The sequence below is a fragment of the Pseudomonas sp. GNP014 genome (assembly GCF_054344005.1).
Genome location: NZ_JBTGUS010000001.1, coordinates 628,823 through 646,162, shown reverse-complemented (window position 1 = coordinate 646,162; position 17,340 = coordinate 628,823). Strand labels below are relative to the sequence as shown.

Sequence of the window (17,340 nt, the reverse complement as noted above, 5' to 3'; positions counted from 1 at the left end):
GTGGGCGCTGGCTTGCCAGCGATGCGGTCTCAGCGGCGAACGAATTGCTTGCTGGCTGTCTAAAATCTCGCGTCTGACGCCCTCATTTTCCAAGGAAGCCCTCTACGTGAAATCCCTCCTTGCACTGTTTGCCCTCGTCGCCCTGCCGGTCATGGCCGCCGAGCCGACCCTGTACGGGCGTTATGAATACATCGCGCTGCCGGAAATCGGCGGCGAAGTACTCAAGGCCAAGATGGACACCGGAGCACTGACCGCATCGCTGTCGGCCAAGGACATCGAAACCTTCACCCGCGATGGCGATGAATGGGTGCGCTTCCGCCTCGGCACCAAGGACGCCAGCAACAAGGTCTACGAACACAAAGTGGCGCGGATCAGCAAGATCAAAAGCCGCTCCGATGAAGAAGACGAGGGCGACAGCACCGAAGTCGCCAAGCGCCCGGTGGTCGATCTGGAGCTGTGCCTGGGCAACGTCAAGCGCACCGTTGAGGTCAACCTGACCGACCGCAGCAACTTCAACTACCCGCTGCTGATCGGTGCCAAGGCCCTGCGCGAATTTGGCGCAGCGGTAAACCCGGCGCGGCGCTTCACGGCGGACAAGCCAGACTGCTGAGCCAAGTGGTCTCATTGACGTAACGTCAGGCTTGGGGCACCGTTCGCGCACCTAACCCACGGGCTCGGACGCCATGCCTCATATCCTGATTGTCGAAGACGAAGCGGCGATTGCCGACACGCTGATTTTTGCCCTGCAGGGCGAGGGGTTCACCACCACGTGGCTGAGCCTCGGCGCGGCGGCGCTGGAGCATCAGCGGCAGACCCCGGCCGATCTGATCATTCTCGACATCGGCCTGCCGGACATCAGTGGCTTCGAGACCTGCAAACAGCTGCGGCGCTTCACTGAAGTGCCGGTGCTGTTCCTCAGCGCCCGGGATGCCGAGATCGACCGTGTGGTGGGCCTGGAGATCGGCGCCGACGACTACGTGGTCAAGCCGTTCAGCCCCCGGGAAGTCGCCGCCCGGGTGCGGGCGATTCTCAAGCGCATGGCGCCGCGACCGCTGATCGAAGCCACCTCGACGCTGTTTCGCATCGACCTCGAGCGTGTGTTGATCACTTACCGTGGCCAGCCACTGAGCCTGACCCGCCACGAATTCCGTCTGCTGCAATGCCTGCTCGACCAACCGCAGCGAGTCTTCAGTCGCGAGCAATTGCTCGACGCGCTGGGCGTTGCCGCCGACGCCGGTTACGAGCGCAGCATCGACAGCCATATCAAAAGCGTGCGCGCCAAACTGCGGCTGGTGCAGGCCGATGCCGAGCCGATCCAGACTCATCGCGGCCTCGGTTACAGCTACAGCCCGGGGCACAGCTGATGTCGCTGGGGCTGCGGATCTTCCTGGTGTATGTACTGTTTGTCGGCCTGACCGGTTATTTCGTGCTCAACACGGTAATGGAAGAAATCCGCCCGGGCGTGCGTCAGTCCACCGAAGAAACCCTGGTCGACACCGCCAACCTGATGGCGGAAATCCTGCGCGACGATTTCAAGGCCGGCACCCTCAGCGAAAACCGCTGGCCGCAGTTGCTGCGCGCCTATGGCGAACGCCAGCCGCAAGCGACCATCTGGGGGTTGCCGAAAAATCAGGTCAACCACCGCATCTACGTCACCGACGCCAAGGGCATCGTCGTGCTCGATTCCAGTGGGGTGGCGGTCGGTCAGGATTACTCGCGCTGGAACGACGTTTACCTGACCCTGCGTGGCGAATACGGCGCGCGTTCGAGCCGCAGTGATCCGAATGACGCCAGTTCCTCGGTGATGCACGTCGGCGCGCCGATCCGCGATAACGGCAAGATCATCGGCGTGGTCACCGTGGCCAAACCCAACAGCTCGTTGCAGCCGTATGTCGATCGCACCGAGCGCCGCTTGCTGTTTTACGGCGCCGGGTTGATCGGTCTCGGCCTGCTGTTTGGCGCCTTGTTGTCGTGGTGGCTGAGCCGTGCGCTGCACCGTTTGACCGGTTACGCCCAGGCGGTGAGCGAGGGCCGGCGGGTAGAAGTGCCGCATTACCGCGGGGGTGAGCTGGAACAGCTGGCGACCGCTGTGGAACAGATGCGCACTCAACTGGAAGGCAAGGCCTACGTCGAACGCTATGTGCACACCCTGACCCATGAATTGAAGAGTCCGCTGGCGGCGATTCGTGGCGCGGCGGAGTTGCTGCAGGGCGACATGCCGCCGGTTCAGCGCCTGCGTTTTGTCGGCAACATCGACAGCGAAAGTGCGCGGATGCAGCAGTTGATCGAACGATTGCTCAATCTGGCGCAGGTCGAGCAGCGGCAGGGTCTGGAAGAACGCGTCGCCGTGCCGTTGGCGGCACTGGTCGATGAATTGTTGCGGGCGCAGACGGCGCGGATTGAAGGCAAGCAACTGCGGGTCGAGCAGACGATTGCGGCGGATCTGCTGTTGATCGGCGAGCCGTTTCTGCTGCGTCAGGCGTTGGGCAACTTGCTGGAGAATGCGCTGGATTTCACCCCGTCGCAGGGGTTGTTGCGCTTCACCGGCGAGCGGGTTGGCGAGCAGATCGAATGCCGGTTGTTCAATGAAACAGCAGCGATTCCCGATTACGCCTTGCCGCGTTTGACTGAACGCTTCTACTCATTGCCACGCCCGGACAGTGGGCGAAAAAGCACGGGATTGGGGCTTAACTTCGTTGAAGAAGTGGTCAAGTTGCATGGTGGGGCGATGCAGATTCGCAATGTTGAAAACGGAGTTGAAGTGACATTGCGCCTGCCTTGAAACCGAGGCGCGGCCATCGCGAGCAGACCGGTGCAGTCTCCACACAATCTCCATATTTCCCCCACATTCCCCTCATACAGCACCAGCAGACTCTGCCCATCCAAACAGGGAGAGTCCCATGAACAAGAATCTGACGATCAAGCTCGGCGCCATCGCCCTGCTGATCCTGCTGTTGTTGATCCCGCTGCTGATGATCGACGGCGTCATCGACGACCGCCAGCAGTTGCGCGATGGCGTGCTCGAAGACATCGCCCGCAGCTCCAGCTACAGCCAGCAACTGCGCGGGCCGGTGATGGTCGTGCCGTATCGCAAGGTGGTTCACAACTGGAAGCTCAACGACAAAACCAATCAGCGCTACGACGAACCAGGCGAGGAGCGCGGGCGGTTGTACTTTTTGCCGGAGCGTTTCGAACTCGACGGCCAGGTGCAGACCGAACTGCGTGCCCGGGGGATTTACGAGGCGCGGCTGTTCCACGCCGATAACCGTATCAACGGCCATTTCTCGTTGCCGGCACAGCTGGGCATCAAGGAAGACTTCAGCGATTACCAGTTCGATGCGCCGTTTCTCGCGGTCGGCATCAGCGACATTCGCGGCATCGAAAATGCGCTGAAACTGGAACTCGATGGCCAGCGCCTGGACTTCGTTCCTGGTACTCAAGTCGGTTGGCTCGGCGAAGGTGTGCGGGTCACGCTGCCGCTGCTTGATACCCTTAAAACCACGGAGCTGGGTTTCGCCTTCGATTTGCGTCTGCAAGGCACCGGTTCGTTGCAGGTGTTGCCAGTGGGCAAGAGTAGCAGCGTCAGCCTTGCCGCCAACTGGCCGCATCCAAGCTTCATCGGCAACTTTTTGCCGGCCAAACGGGAAATCAATGACGCCGGTTTCAGCGCCGACTGGCAGACCACCTTCTTCTCGACCAACCTGCAAGACGCCATGAGCCGGTGCGTCAGCGGCAATGATTGCGAGGCGTTCAACGGTCGCAGCTTCGGCGTGAGCTTCATCGACCCGGTGGATCAGTATCTGAAGAGTGACCGGGCGATCAAATATGCGCTGCTGTTCATTGTCCTGACGTTTGCCGGTTTCTTCCTGTTCGAAGTGCTCAAAAGCCTGGCGGTGCACCCGGTGCAATACGCATTGGTGGGTGTGGCGCTGGCGTTCTTTTATCTGTTGCTGCTGTCGCTGTCGGAGCACATCGGGTTTGCCCTGGCGTATCTGTTGTCGGCCAGCGCTTGTGTGTTGTTGATCGGGTTTTATGTCTGCCACGTACTGCGCAGCGTGCGGCATGGTCTGAGTTTTTCGGCAGGACTGGCGGCGTTGTATGGCCTGCTCTATGGATTGCTGAGCGCCGAGGATTACGCGTTGTTGATGGGCTCGTTGCTGCTGTTCGGCCTGCTGGGGGTGTTCATGGTGCTGACGCGCAAACTGGACTGGTACGGGATCGGGCAGAAATCGGCCAGGCCGTTGGAGTTTGATGTGGGGGCGATGCAATGAGCGGGTTGCGTGAGGAACAGCGAGAAGTGCAAGTATTGGTGACGCTGATATTTGCGTCACTGCCGCCGGCACCGCGTGGGTGCCATCGCTGGCAAGCCAGCTCCCACAGGATTTGTGTTGAATCAGAATCCTCTGTCACACCCAAATCCAGTGTTGGAGCTTTGCTGAGTCAGGCGTCTCTGCCATAGCCACAACCCCTGTGGGAGTTGGCTTGCCAACGATGAGGCCGGAGCAGGCTCCGCCTATTCAGGGCTTGGGCATCGTCGCGATCATGGACGGTCGCTGACTCACTTCAAAGAACCAGTTGGCCAGTTGCGGGTTGGCATCCCGCCAGCCCAGGTCCGGGAAGCGCAGGTCGAGGTAACCCAGCGCACACGCCACGCTGATCGCCGCCACATCAAAGTGGCTGGTCAGCTCGGCAATTGCGTCGCGCTCTAGCACGGCGAGGGCGCGGCGGATCTTGTCGCGCTGGGCTTCGAGCCATTCGTCCCAGTGTTTTTCCGGAGCACGCAGGACCAACTCATAACGCACCATCACCGACGCATCCATGATCCCGTCGGCCATCGAGGCCAGAGTCAGGCGGCGCCAGCGGGCCGCGCCTTCGCGGGGAATCAGTGGGTTGCCGACGTGCTGCTGGTCGAGGTATTCGAGGATCACCCGGCTGTCATGGATGACGTTGCCATCGGCCAGACGCAGGGCGGGGATCTTGCCCAGCGGGTTGTCGATATTGAGCTCGGCGCTCGGGCTGACCGGGCTGAGCACGCAGTCTTGCAAGGCGACGCGATCCTGCTGGCCGGTCTCGTGCAGCAACACCATCACTTTGCGCACGAACGGGGAGAGCGTGTTGTGGTACAGGGTCATGCTGGGGGCGGACATTGGCAAACCTCGGTGATCGTCGAAGAGCAGGAGGTTAGCCTAGCCACAAGCCGCGAGGCTGGCGAGGGAATTTATGGTGCCTTGAAGGTCACCATCGCTGGCAAGCCAGCTCCCACAGGTTTTTGCAGTGAACACACATTTCGGGTTCACCAGAAGTCCCTGTGGGAGCTGGCTTGCCAGCGATGAGGCCATCACCGACAACACAAAAACTACCAGCGCTGCAGCAATCCCCTGATCGCCAAAAATGCCGGAACACCGAGTCCGACCCAGCTCAACGCATCCCAAACCCCGTCCCCCAACAACGCCGCAAACAATCCCGCCGCACTGAGCAACGCGATCACGATCGGCGTGCTGAACACTTTCCAGAAACTCGACTGACGCGGCTTCATGCACAAGCCCCCACCTGCAGTGGTTTCGCCGCTTTACGCCGCACCACCCAGAGGTACACCCCACTGCCGAGGACGATGATGGTCAGCACATCGAGCGTGGCCCAGAGGATCTTCATCGGCATGCCGCCGTAGTCACCGAAGTGCAGCGGCTGCGACATGCCCATGGCGTCCATGTACCACGGGCGTTCGGCCACGGCGGTGACTTGCAGCGTCGTGGCGTCGATCAACACCGGCGTCAGCAGGTGCGAAGTCAGGTGCGTGCCGCCCTTCATGAACACCGAATAATGATGTTCGCTGGAAAAACGCGTGCCGGGAAAGGCAATGAAGTCTGGTTTCATCCCCGGCGCGACGTCGCCGGCGATGTCGAGCAAGCGTGTGGCGGGGGCCAGCTGCGTCAGGGGCGGCGCATCGCGATACGGCGCGATCAGGGTGTTCAAGGTGTCCTCGCGCCACGCCGCGATTATCAGGTCGGCGCAGGCACTGATTACCCCGGTCACGCCCACCACCAGCGCCCAGGTCAGGGTGACCACGCCGATCAGGTTATGCAGGTCGAGCCAGCGCAGGCGGGTGGATTTGTCCTGGCGCACGGTGCCGAATTTCAACCGACGCATGAACGGCAGATACAGCACCGTCCCCGAGACAATCGCCACCACAAACAGCAGCCCCATGAACGCCAGCAGCAACTTGCCCGGCAACCCGGCGAACATGTCCACATGCAGACGGAGGATGAACAGCATCAAGCCACCGTTGGCCGACGGTGTTTCCAGTGCTTCGCCGGTGCGCGCATCGAGCATGAAGGTGTGCGATGAGTTCGGTTCGGTGCCGGCGGTTTTCGCCATGATCGTCAGCACGGCGTTTGGCTCATCGTCGTCGAAACCGAAATACTGCACCACGTCATCCGGGCGATGTTTTTCGGCGGCTTGCACCAGTTGCGCCAGATTCAGGCGTGGCGTGCCGGCCGGCATCTCGCGCACTTGGGGCGCATCGCCGAGCAGGTGCTCGATCTCGTGGTGAAAGATCAGCGGCAGACCGGTCAGTGCCAGCATCAGCAAAAACACCGTGCAGATCAGGCTGGTCCAGGTGTGGATGAACGACCAGCGGCGAATTGTTTTACTTTTCATTTCATGACCTTCAAAAACACCAAGGCCGTCCACGGAGGACGGCCTGGTCACAGGGCCTGTTTCAGCTCAGACGCTTACCACTTGTAAGTGGCGCTGGCGACGACACTGCGCGTGTCGCCGTAGTAGCAGTAGAAGCTGTCGCAGGTGGAAATGTATTCCTTGTCGAACAGGTTGGTCGCGTTGAGTGCCAGCGACGCGCCCTTGAGGCTGTTGTCCAGACGACCGAGGTCGTAATGCACGCTCGCGTCGAACACGGTGTAGGCGTCCGCCTTGCCCAGCCAGGTATTGGCCTTGTCGCCGTAGGTGTTGCCGGTGTAACGCACGCCGCCGCCAATGCCGAAGCCGTCGAGTACGCCGGCGTGCCAGGTGTAGTCGGTCCACAGCGACGCTTGCTGATTGGGCATCAGTTGCAGGCGATTGCCCTTGTCGACGCCGTTCTGCACTTCGGACTTGGCCAGGGTGTAGGCGGCAATGACTTTGAGGTTTTCGGTCACGTCCGAGGTCGCTTCCAGCTCCAGGCCTTTGACTTTCACTTCACCGGTCTGGCTGGTGACCGACACGTTGTTGACGAAGGTGTTCACCGAAACGTTTTTCTGGGTCAGGTCATACACCGCTGCGCTCAGCAATGTCTTGCTGCCCGGTGGCTGGTACTTGATGCCCAGTTCCCATTGCTTGCCTTCGGTCGGCTTGAGCGAACCGGTGGAGGTGGCATCGGCGCCAGAGGTTGGCTGGAAGGATTCGGCATACGACAGGTACGGCACAAACCCGTTGTCGAAGACATAGCTGAGCGCTGCGTTGCCGCTGAATGCCTTGTCGCGCTGGGTGTTGGTGGCATCGCCCTTGTTGATGAATCGGGTGCCGGTATGCACCCAGTCTTCACGGCCGCCGAGGGTCAGGCGCCACTGGTCGAGGGCCATCTGATCCTGGATGTACAGGCCGGTCTGGTAGGTCTTCTGATCGTAATCGTAAAACGCGGTGGAGCGCGCTGGGCGCACGATTGGCTGACCGTAGATCGGGGTGATCACGTTGGTGGCCAGGCCGTCACCGAAGATCGAGGTGTAGTGGGTGTTGCTGCGCTGGTGATCAAGGCCCAGCAGCAAGGTGTGGCGGATATCGCCGGTGGCGAAGTCGGCCTGGAAGTTGTTGTCCACGGCGAACTGGCTGATGTCTTCGTCGACGCTGGTGCTGGTGCGATTGACGTTGCCCTGATCATCCACTTGCGCGAACGGATAAGAGCCCGGCGTCAGCGACTGGAACGACAGGTCCGACTTGGTGTAGCGCAGGTTCTGCTTGAACTGCCAGACGTCGTTCAGGCGATGTTCGAAGGCGTAGCCCAGCGCGTAGTAGGTGCGGTCGTAATATTCCCAGTCCGGATCGCCGAGGTTTTTGTGGTGGGAAATATCACCGAACGGCGATTTGATCTTGGTGCCCTGCACCGGCAGGAACTGGCTGGTGATGCCGGTATCGTCGCGAGTGAACTGGCTCAGCAGAGTGAACTTGGTGTCGTCGTCAATGTTCCAGGTCAGGCTCGGCGCGATGTTGTAGCGCTTGTTGTCGACGTGATCGACCTGGGTGCCACTGTCGCGTACGACACCGCTGACGCCATAGAGGAATTGGCCGGCGTCGTCGATCTTGCCGGTGCTGGCGAAGTTGATCTGGCGATGGTTGTCGCTGCCGTATTGCAGCTGGATTTCGTTGCTGGCGATGTCACTTGGACGGCGGCTGACCATGTCCAGCAGACCGCCCGGCGGGGTCTGGCCGTAAACCGAGGAGGCCGGGCCGCGCAGCAGGGCGAGGCGGTCGAGGTTCCAGGTTTCCTGTTTCGGGTTGGCGTACACGCCTTTGGGCAGCGGCAGGCCGTCGAGGAACTGGGTCGGTTCGAAGCCGCGCACACGCAGCCAGTCGGCGCGGGTATCGCTGCCGTAGCTGCTGGCGGTGATGCCCGGCATGTAACGCACGGCGTCGTCGAGGCTGTGTACGCTGCGGTCGTCCATTTGCTGGCGGGTCGCGACGGAGATCGAGCGCGGTGCCTCGACCAGCGCGGTGTCGGTCTTTGTGCCGGCGGCGGTGCGCGTGGCGGTGTAGCCCTCGACCGGACCCCAGGCGCTTTCGAGGTTTTCCACGCCGATGACCGAGGTTTCCGGCAGGGCCAATGTCCCTTCGGGCACGGCTACCAGGCTGTAGGTGCCGGCGCTGCTTTGTTCCAGCTGCAGGCCGGTGCCACGCAGGGCTGCACGCAGCGCACCGGCGACGTCGTACTGACCATTGACCGGCGCCGAGGTCTTGCCCGCTGCCAGCGCCGGATTCAGCGACAGGGCGAGACCGCCCTGGCTGGCGATCTGGTTCAGGGTGGCCGACAGCGGCGCCGCCGGCAGGTTGTAGGCGCGCACGCTGGACGCTTGTTCAGCGGCGAGCAGCGGGCTGCTGATCAGCGGGGCGCCGAGGGCAATGGCGACGGCCAACAGACTGGGGCGCAACAAGGTGTCTAGCGAACGGGACATGCGAAGGCTCCTGAATGAAAATATTTCTCAATTGCCTGTGTGCCGAACGAGAATCGAAAAGTGATAGGGCTGGATGAAAATAATTTCGATTAACTGAAAGTGGAGGCTGTAGGGGCCCCATCGCTGGCAAGCCAGCTCCCACAGTTTTCAGTGCTGTTCACAAAACTGATGCTCACTGCCGATCCCTGTGGGAGCTGGCTTGCCAGCGATGGCGGCGGCTCGGGCACCGCGTTACTCAGGCTTGGTATCGGCCTTCGCCACGGTGACCCAATACGGCGTGTGCTGCTCGATCTGCACCGGCAGGGTCGGCAGCAGGGCGCTCAAGGCCTTGTCGGTGTCATGCAGCGGGAAGCTGCCGGTGATCCGCAAGTCCGCCACTTCTGGTGCCACGCCCAAGTGCCCGCGCCGATAACGACTCAGTTCCTGCACCAGGTCGCCCAGTCGCGCGTTGTCCACCACCAGCATGCCGCGGGTCCAGGCATCGGCGCCGGGGTTGAGTGCGACAATCGAATCCAGCCCGTCACGGCGCAACAGCACTTGCTGGCCTTCGCGCAGGATCTGTTCTTCGGGATTTGTTTGCGCATGCGCCGCCACCGCCGACTGCAACACGCTCAGGCGTGTGCCGCTGTTCTCGCGCTTGACCAGGAACCGCGTCCCCAATGCGCGCATGCTGCCCTCGCGGGTCTCGACGATGAACGGACGCGCATCACCATGACCGGTTTCGACGAGGATTTCGCCTTCCTGCAACACGATCAACCGGCGCTGCTCATCGAAGCGCACATCCACCGCACTGTGGGTGTTGAGGTTGAGCACGGTGCCGTCGGCCAGGCGCACGGTGCGCTGTTCGCCGGTGGCGGTGCGTTGATCGGCGAGCCAGTAATCCAGCGGCAGATAACGCTCGCTGGCGAACAGACCGAGACCGATGAGCACCATCACGCTGGCCAGTCCGCTGCCCAGTCTGCGCACCCGGCGGCGAATGCCTTCGCGCGATTGCAGCAATGCACTGCGGGCCGGGCCTTTGGCCGCACTGAAACGCTGATCGAGCATGCCCAACTGGCGCCAGGCCCGGGCGTGTTCTTCGTTGGCCGCGTGCCATTTGGCGAACTCTTCGCGCTCCAGCGCAGTGCTCGAATCGAGCGTCAGTTGCCAGGCAATTGCCGCATCCAGCACATGGGCCGGCACCGGTCTGGAACTGGCCGGGCTCATGTCGGCTCACCGTACAGGGCGATGTAACACTGACGAATGCCTTGAGCCAGATATTGCCGCACGCGCGGCACCGAGACGCCTAGCTTGTCGGCGATCTCGGCATGGCTGAGGCCGTCGAGGCGGTTATACAGGAAAGCGGCGCGTGCCTTGGTCGACAAGGTGCCGAGCAGGCGGTCGATGGTCTTGAGGTCTTCGAGGATCAGTTGCTGTTCTTCCACCGAAGGTTGTTCGCCTTCGGGGATCAGCATCAGTTCGGTGAGGTAGGCCTGTTCCAGCGCGGCGCGACGGAAGTAGTCGAACAACAGCCCTTTGGCGATAGCCAGCAGAAACGCCCGGGGTTCGCGGGGCGTCAGCAGCCCGTCGCGACCGAGCAGGCGCACGAAGGTGTCCTGGCTCAGGTCTTCGGCACGCTGCGGACAGGCCACATTGCGCCGCAACCATGCCAGCAGCCAACCGCGATGGTCGCGATACATCGCACCGACGAGTTCACTGTGAGGGCTTGGGACTGACGACACCAGACGCACCGATTGGGAAATATTAACCAACGAGAATTGTTCGCGATTCTGGCAGAGGTGGGAATGGTTAGCAATTGGCCACTGGTCAGGTGGGTGTTTAAAAGGCAGACCCTCACCCTGGCCCTCTCCCGGCGGGAGAGGGGACCGATCGGGGGGATACTCTGGAGGTCTACCGACCTGAACGCTTTGCGGTGAATCCACAATCGACTCGGTCTTTCAGGTCGATGCAAGGCTGCAGACACCACGGTCGGCCTCTCTTCTGGCGGGAGAGGGGGCTGATCGAGGGATATTCTGGAGGTCTACCGACCTGAACGCTTTGCGGTGAATCCACAATCGACTCGGTCTTTCAGGTCGATGCAAGGCTGCAGACACCACGGTCGGCTCCCTCTCCCTCCGGGAGAGGGCTGGGGTGAGGGTGTTGTTAAAAAGACGGCGCCTGTTGCCGCCGCTTCCACTGGCTCAGCCGCTGCTGCAAATTCAACGGACTGTGAATCTGTTGCTGGCGCGCCCGGCTGAACAGAATCAACGCCAGTTCCGCCGTCGCCAACGCATCGGCACTCGCGTTGTGCCGCTCGAACACTTCGAGCCTGAACCACTCGATCCACTCATCCAGTCCGGCTTCGCGGATGTTCGCCTGCGGGCACAGCAGCGGCGCCATGTCGGCTACATCCAGAAACACGTTCTGCAGCTTGTAGCCCAAGTGTTCCTTCAACGCGCGCCCGAGCATGTGTTGATCGAACGGCGCGTGAAACGCCAGCACCGGGCTGTCGCCGACAAACGCCATGAATTCCAGCAACGCCTCGGCGGGATCGCTGCCCGCCGCAATCGCATTCGGCCCCAGACCATGAATCAACACACTGGGGCTGAGCTTCAGCTCCCGGCATTGCAACGTGCGTTCGAACTGTTGGCTGAAGTCGATCGCGCCGTCCTCGATCACCACCGCACCGATCGACAAGACGCGGTCCTTGTTCAGGTTCAGCCCGGTGGTCTCCAGGTCGAGCACCACCCAGCGCTGTTCGCGCAGGCTGCATTCGCTCAGTTGGCCGATCGTCGGCAACTGCGCCAGGCGTTGCTGCACATCCGTCGTCAGGGCAGGGCCGGCTGGACGCAGCCACGAGAACAGGCTCATAGCTGATACCGCAAGGCCAGGCTGCTTTGCAGGCGTTGCGCCTGGCGCAGGGACTCACGCAGGATGCGCCGGTCCAGATGATTGAGGCTGTCGGGATCGACGCGGTTGGAATACGGCAGATTCTCCCGGGTCTGGATCTGATGCTGTTGCATGCGCGTCTGCTGGATGAAGTGATAGGCCTCTTCATACGCCGCGCCATCCAGCGGTTCGATGACGTGCTTATCCACCAGTTGGCGAAACCGTTCGAGGGTGTTGTTGGTGTCGATGCCGTTGGCCAGCGCCAACAGTCGAGCACCATCGACAAACGGCGTCAGGCCTTGGATCTTCAGGTCCAGCGTGGCTTTTTCACCGTTCTTGCGTGCCAGCACAAACTCGCGGAAGCGTCCCACCGGCGGGCGATTGCGCAGGGCGTTCTCGGCCAGCATGCGCTGGAACAAACGGTTGTCGCCGACCTGCTCGAGAATGCCGCGGCGCAACTGCTCGCAGCTTTTTTCATCGCCCCAGACCACCCGCAAGTCGAAGTAGATGCTCGAACCCAGCAGGTTCTCCGGCGTGGCCTCGCGGATGAACGCTGCAAAACGCCGCGCCCATTCCGCCCGCGACAGACACAGTTCGGGGTTGCCGGCCATGATGTTGCCCTTGCACAGAGTGAAGCCACACTGCGCCAGGCTTTGATTGATCTGCTGGGCAATCGGCAGCAACTTGCCGCGAATCTGCGCCGCATCCGCGGCATCGCGGGCGTCGAACAGAATGCCGTTGTCCTGATCGGTGTGCAGCGTCTGCTCGCGGCGGCCTTCGCTGCCGAAACACAGCCAACTGAACGGCACGCCGGGGTCGCCTTTTTCCGCGAGGGTCAACTCGATCACCCGGCACACGGTGTGGTCGTTGAGCAGGGTAATGATGTGGGTGATCTGCGTCGAAGACGCGCCGTGGGCGAGCATGCGCTCGACCAGTTGGCCGATCTCGCCGCGCAGGGTTATCAGTTGTTCGACGCGCTGGGCGCTGCGGATGGTCCGGGCCAAGTGCACCAGGTCAACCCGTTGCAGCGAGAATAGATCGCGCTCGGAGACTACGCCGCACAGGCGCTGATCCTTGACCAGGCAAACGTGGGCGATGTGCCGCTCGGTCATGGCAATCGCCGCGTCGAAGGCGCTGTGATCCGGCGACAGATAGAACGGCGACGGGGTCATGTGCCGCGCGAGCGCTTCGCTGAAATCGCCAATCCCTTCAGCCACCACATGGCGCAGATCGCGCAGGGTGAAGATCCCCAGCGGCGCCTTGTGTTCATCCACCGCGACGATGCTGCCGACCTGCTGGTCGTGCATCAGCTTGACCGCTTCACGCAGCGGCGTGTCGGGACTGCAGGTCACCGGATGACGCATGGCCAGCTCGCCGAGGCGGGTGTTCAGCGAATACTGGGTGCCGAGGGTTTCCACGGCTTTCTGCTGGACTTGCTGGTTGACCTGATCGAGCAGGCTGCTGACCCCGCGCAAGGCGAAGTCGCGGAAGGTGTTGGAGAGCGCGAACAGTTTGATGAACGCCGGTTTGTTCAATTGCAGGCAGAAGGTGTCTTCGCTCGCCAGGTGCGCCGTGCGGGTCGCCCGTTCGCCTATCAGTGCGGCCAGCGGGAAGCATTCCCCGGTGGTGATCTCGAAAGTGGTTTCGGTGCCGGGCTTGGTGATGTGCTGACGCTCGCCGACCACACGGCCCTGTTTGACGATGTAGAAATATTCGACCGGCCCGTCGGCGGGCTTGATGATGCTCTCGCCCTGAGCGTAGAAACGCAGCTGACATTGCTCCACCAGATAAGCCAGGTGGGCATGTTCCATCTGATTGAAGGGCGGGAAGCGCTGGAGGAATTGCAGGGTTCCCTGAATGTTCTGCAACACCGCGGTTTTCCCTGCCTGGGTGAAGGCGTCCGCTTTACTCATAACCATTACCGCAGTCTTTTTTGAATTGTTGTTGTCGGATCGTTGCCGTCATGGTCGGCCCCTGCGAACGGGGTGCCCATTGGACGTAAGTCTAGGTTTGAGCTGCCGTTGGGCACATTTGGGAAGTGCCCTACAAAAACAGTCGGAAATTCGCCCGCCGGCCTCTTGGAAAAAAATCCGACGAAGTGCACATTGAAGCTCTGCTTAGCGATGTCTGACGACTGTGCCAGGTGATTGATTTGAACACGTAGAGAACGCTATGTCCGACCACGATATTTTGAGCGATGCCGAGCGAGAAGCGCTCAGTGCAGTCATGCTCGAGCCTGACCTGCCACCGCAGCGTGTGCTGATCGTCGATGACGACAAGGACGCCCGGGAGCTGTTGTCGGAGATTCTCGCGTTGGATGGCATTCGTTGCATGACCGCCGCCAGTGGCGAGACGGCGCTGAAGATGCTCGAGGAAAAACCTTCGATCGGGCTGGTGATTACCGATCTGCGCATGGGCCATGTCGGTGGGCTTGAGCTGGTCCGTCAGGTGCGAGAGTCGGTAAGGGCGGCGATGCCGATCATCATCGTGTCCGGCGATGCCGATGTGAAAGACGCGATTGCGGCGATGCATTTGAGCGTGGTGGATTTTTTGCTCAAGCCGATTGATACGGGCCAGTTGTTGGCGTTGGTGAAACATGAATTGGGGATCGAGCCTTAGAAGCCCCTCACCCTAGCCCTCTCCCGAGGGAGAGGGGACTGGCTGCGGTGGATGCGCAAGGCACATCGACCTTAGATTCTTGAGTCGAACTCAGGTTTTGAAAGCAAAAAGATCGGCTCCATTCCCCCTCTACCCTTGGCAATTTCCTGAGCCGAGCTCAGATTTTGAAAAGCACATAGATCTGCTCCCTTTCCCCCTCTACCCCTTGGGGGAGAGGGCTGGGGTGAGGGGGATGGATCTCAAGCCCACCACAAAAATCCAATCCACCGCACAAACAAAAAAGCCCTGATCTCTCGACCAGGGCTTTTTCACATCTACGCAAATTTACAGGCCATTGGCAGCCTTGAACTCGCGACGACGACGGTGCAGCACCGGCTCGGTATAGCCGTTGGGCTGCTTGGTGCCTTCGATCACCAGTTCGACCGCCGCCTGGAAGGCGATGTTGCTGTCGAAGTCCGGCGCCAGCGGACGGTACAGCGGGTCGTTGGCGTTCTGACGGTCGACCACCGGCGCCATGCGCTTGAGGCTTTCCATCACTTGCGCTTCGGTGACGATACCGTGGCGCAGCCAGTTGGCGATGTGCTGGCTGGAAATACGCAGCGTGGCACGGTCTTCCATCAGGCCGACGTCATTGATGTCCGGCACTTTCGAGCAACCGACGCCCTGGTCGATCCAGCGCACCACGTAACCGAGAATGCCCTGGGCGTTATTGTCCAGTTCGTTCTTGATTTGCTCCGGCGTCCAGCTCGGGTTGACCGCCAGCGGAATGGTCAGGATGTCGTCCACCGAGGCGCGGGCGCGTTTGGCCAGTTCGGCCTGACGGGCGAACACGTCGACCTTGTGGTAGTGCAGCGCATGCAGCGCAGCAGCCGTTGGCGACGGAACCCAGGCGGTGTTGGCACCGGCCAGCGGGTGCGCGATTTTCTGCTCGAGCATCGCGGCCATCAGGTCGGGCATCGCCCACATGCCTTTACCGATTTGCGCGCGACCTTGCAGGCCAGTGCTCAGACCGATATCGACGTTCCAGTTCTCGTAGGCGCCGATCCACTTCTCGGCCTTCATGTCGGCCTTGCGCACCATCGGGCCGGCTTCCATCGAGGTGTGGATTTCGTCGCCGGTGCGGTCGAGGAAGCCGGTGTTGATGAACACCACGCGCTCGCTGGCGGCCTTGATGCAGGCCTTGAGGTTGACCGTGGTGCGGCGTTCCTCGTCCATGATCCCGACTTTCAGCGTATTGCGCTTCAAGCCCAGCACGTCTTCGATGCGACCGAACAGCTCGTTGGTGAACGCCGCTTCTTCCGGGCCGTGCATCTTCGGTTTCACGATGTAAATGGAACCGGTTCGAGTGTTCTTGCGCGAAGTATTGCCGTTGAGGTTGTGCATCGCCGCGAGGCAAGTGACCAGACCGTCGAGGATGCCTTCCGGCACTTCGTTGCCGTGTTTGTCGAGGATCGCGTCGATGGTCATCAAGTGGCCAACGTTACGCACGAACAACAACGAACGGCCGTGCAGGGTCACTTCACCGCCATTCGGCGTGGTGTAGCTGCGATCCGGGTTCATGGTACGGGTGAAGGTCTGGCCGCCCTTGGCGACTTCTTCGGACAGGTCACCCTTCATCAGGCCGAGCCAGTTGCGGTAGATCACCACTTTGTCGTCGGCATCGACGGCGGCCACGGAGTCTTCGCAGTCCATGATGGTGGTCAATGCCGCTTCCATCAGGACGTCTTTGACGCCGGCGGCATCGGTCTGGCCGACCGGGGTGCTGGCGTCGATCTGGATTTCGAAGTGCAGACCGTTGTGTTTCAGCAGGATCGCGATGGGCGCGTTGGTGTCGCCTTGGAAGCCGATCAGCTGAGCATCGTTACGCAGGCCGGTGTTGCTGCCGCCCTTGAGGGAGACCAGCAGTTTGCCGTCAACGATCTTGTAGCCGGTGGAGTCGACGTGGGAGCCGGCAGCCAGTGGCGCGGCTTCGTCAAGGAACGCACGGGCGAAGGCGATGACTTTGTCGCCACGCACCTTGTTGTAGCCTTTGCCTTTTTCCGCGCCACCGTCTTCGCTGATCGCGTCGGTGCCGTAGAGGGCGTCGTACAACGAGCCCCAGCGGGCGTTCGAGGCATTGAGAGCGAAGCGGGCATTCATCACCGGCACCACGAGTTGCGGACCGGCAGTACGGGCGATTTCATCATCGACATTTTGCGTCGTTGCCTGGAAATCAGCCGCTTCTGGCAGCAGATAACCGATTTCTTGCAGGAAGGCTTTGTAGGCTACAGCGTCGTGCGCTTTGCCGGCACGTTCCTGATGCCAGGCATCAATGCGAGCCTGGAAGTCATCGCGTTTGGCGAGTAGGGCTTTGTTCTTCGGTGCCAGGTCGTGAATGACCTTGTCGGCACCTTCCCAGAATTGTTCGGCGGTGAGGCCGGTACCGGGAATGGCTTCGTTGTTCACGAAGTCGAACAGGACTTTGGCGACCTGCAGGCCACCGACTTGAACGTGTTCAGTCATTGCTTGCCTCACTCTGCTCAGCTATTTCGCTTTTCAGCTCTTCAATTTAACAATGAAGCCTCTGGCCATTTAAACCACAAACCTTCCGACCAGTACATGCCATTGCTGGCGGCTGGGCTGGGACCAATCAACGGCTTGGGGCCTTGCTGACGGGGCTTTCAAGGTTGCGAACGTGCCTTGGGCAGACATCGAT

The 17,340-nt window shown here is 61.2% G+C and carries 14 protein-coding genes; 5 read left to right on the top strand and 9 right to left on the bottom strand.

Features of this window, described 5'->3' with window-relative positions; all coding sequences use genetic code 11:
- The first annotated feature begins 106 nt into the window (after positions 1-106).
- From rloA2 to creD, 4 genes are all read left to right on the top strand, one after another.
- Positions 107-610 (top strand): retropepsin-like aspartic peptidase RloA2, encoded by a 504-nt coding sequence (rloA2, locus tag ACXX9E_RS03055; protein WP_095189559.1) that lies wholly within the window; start codon positions 107-109, stop codon positions 608-610.
- Positions 611-683: 73 nt separating this feature from the next.
- Positions 684-1,364 carry a two-component system response regulator CreB gene (gene creB, locus ACXX9E_RS03050; RefSeq protein WP_123469366.1) on the top strand — a complete coding sequence of 227 codons (681 nt, stop codon included), beginning with the start codon at positions 684-686 and terminating at the stop codon, positions 1,362-1,364.
- Complete coding sequence (gene creC, locus ACXX9E_RS03045) at positions 1,364-2,782, top strand: two-component system sensor histidine kinase CreC (RefSeq protein WP_458555015.1); 1,419 nt, start codon at positions 1,364-1,366, stop codon at positions 2,780-2,782. The genes creB and creC overlap by 1 nt, the downstream gene beginning before the upstream one ends.
- A 118-nt stretch (positions 2,783-2,900) precedes the next feature.
- Entirely contained in the window at positions 2,901-4,271 is a 1,371-nt protein-coding gene (creD, locus tag ACXX9E_RS03040) for a cell envelope integrity protein CreD (RefSeq protein ID WP_458555014.1), read from the top strand.
- 246 nt (positions 4,272-4,517) lie between these two features.
- Here the strand turns inward: creD and ACXX9E_RS03035 are convergent, their stop codons facing one another.
- The 8 genes from ACXX9E_RS03035 to ACXX9E_RS03000 form a co-directional block, all read right to left on the bottom strand.
- A complete protein-coding gene (locus ACXX9E_RS03035; RefSeq protein ID WP_123469360.1) occupies positions 4,518-5,147 on the bottom strand; it encodes a glutathione S-transferase in 630 nt (209 codons plus the stop codon).
- 209 nt (positions 5,148-5,356) lie between these two features.
- On the bottom strand, positions 5,357-5,536 hold the full coding sequence (locus tag ACXX9E_RS03030; protein WP_458555013.1) for a hypothetical protein: 180 nt from the start codon (positions 5,534-5,536) through the stop codon (positions 5,357-5,359).
- Entirely contained in the window at positions 5,533-6,657 is a 1,125-nt protein-coding gene (locus ACXX9E_RS03025; protein ID WP_458555012.1) for a PepSY-associated TM helix domain-containing protein, read from the bottom strand. Before ACXX9E_RS03025 ends, ACXX9E_RS03030 begins: the two co-directional genes overlap by 4 nt.
- Positions 6,658-6,731: 74 nt before the next feature.
- Positions 6,732-9,158 carry a TonB-dependent siderophore receptor gene (locus ACXX9E_RS03020; protein ID WP_458555011.1) on the bottom strand — a complete coding sequence of 809 codons (2,427 nt, stop codon included), beginning with the start codon at positions 9,156-9,158 and terminating at the stop codon, positions 6,732-6,734.
- A gap of 231 nt (positions 9,159-9,389) precedes the next feature.
- Positions 9,390-10,364, bottom strand: coding sequence for a FecR domain-containing protein (locus ACXX9E_RS03015; RefSeq protein ID WP_123469352.1), 975 nt, complete (start codon positions 10,362-10,364; stop codon positions 9,390-9,392).
- On the bottom strand, positions 10,361-10,837 hold the full coding sequence (locus tag ACXX9E_RS03010; protein WP_189655873.1) for an RNA polymerase sigma factor: 477 nt from the start codon (positions 10,835-10,837) through the stop codon (positions 10,361-10,363). The genes ACXX9E_RS03015 and ACXX9E_RS03010 overlap by 4 nt, the downstream gene beginning before the upstream one ends.
- A gap of 463 nt (positions 10,838-11,300) precedes the next feature.
- Positions 11,301-12,008: a 3'-5' exonuclease gene (locus tag ACXX9E_RS03005; RefSeq protein ID WP_322375920.1), complete on the bottom strand. Its 708-nt coding sequence runs from the start codon at positions 12,006-12,008 to the stop codon at positions 11,301-11,303.
- Positions 12,005-13,939 carry a DUF294 nucleotidyltransferase-like domain-containing protein gene (locus tag ACXX9E_RS03000; protein ID WP_302467484.1) on the bottom strand — a complete coding sequence of 645 codons (1,935 nt, stop codon included), beginning with the start codon at positions 13,937-13,939 and terminating at the stop codon, positions 12,005-12,007. The genes ACXX9E_RS03005 and ACXX9E_RS03000 overlap by 4 nt, the downstream gene beginning before the upstream one ends.
- Positions 13,940-14,198: 259 nt before the next feature.
- Between ACXX9E_RS03000 and ACXX9E_RS02995 the strand changes: the two genes are divergently transcribed.
- A complete protein-coding gene (locus ACXX9E_RS02995; protein WP_123469346.1) occupies positions 14,199-14,645 on the top strand; it encodes a response regulator in 447 nt (148 codons plus the stop codon).
- Between the two features lie 324 nt (positions 14,646-14,969).
- Here ACXX9E_RS02995 and ACXX9E_RS02990 read toward each other — a convergent pair whose 3' ends face one another.
- Entirely contained in the window at positions 14,970-17,147 is a 2,178-nt protein-coding gene (locus ACXX9E_RS02990; RefSeq protein ID WP_186746513.1) for a malate synthase G, read from the bottom strand.
- Between the last annotated feature and the right edge of the window lie 193 nt (positions 17,148-17,340).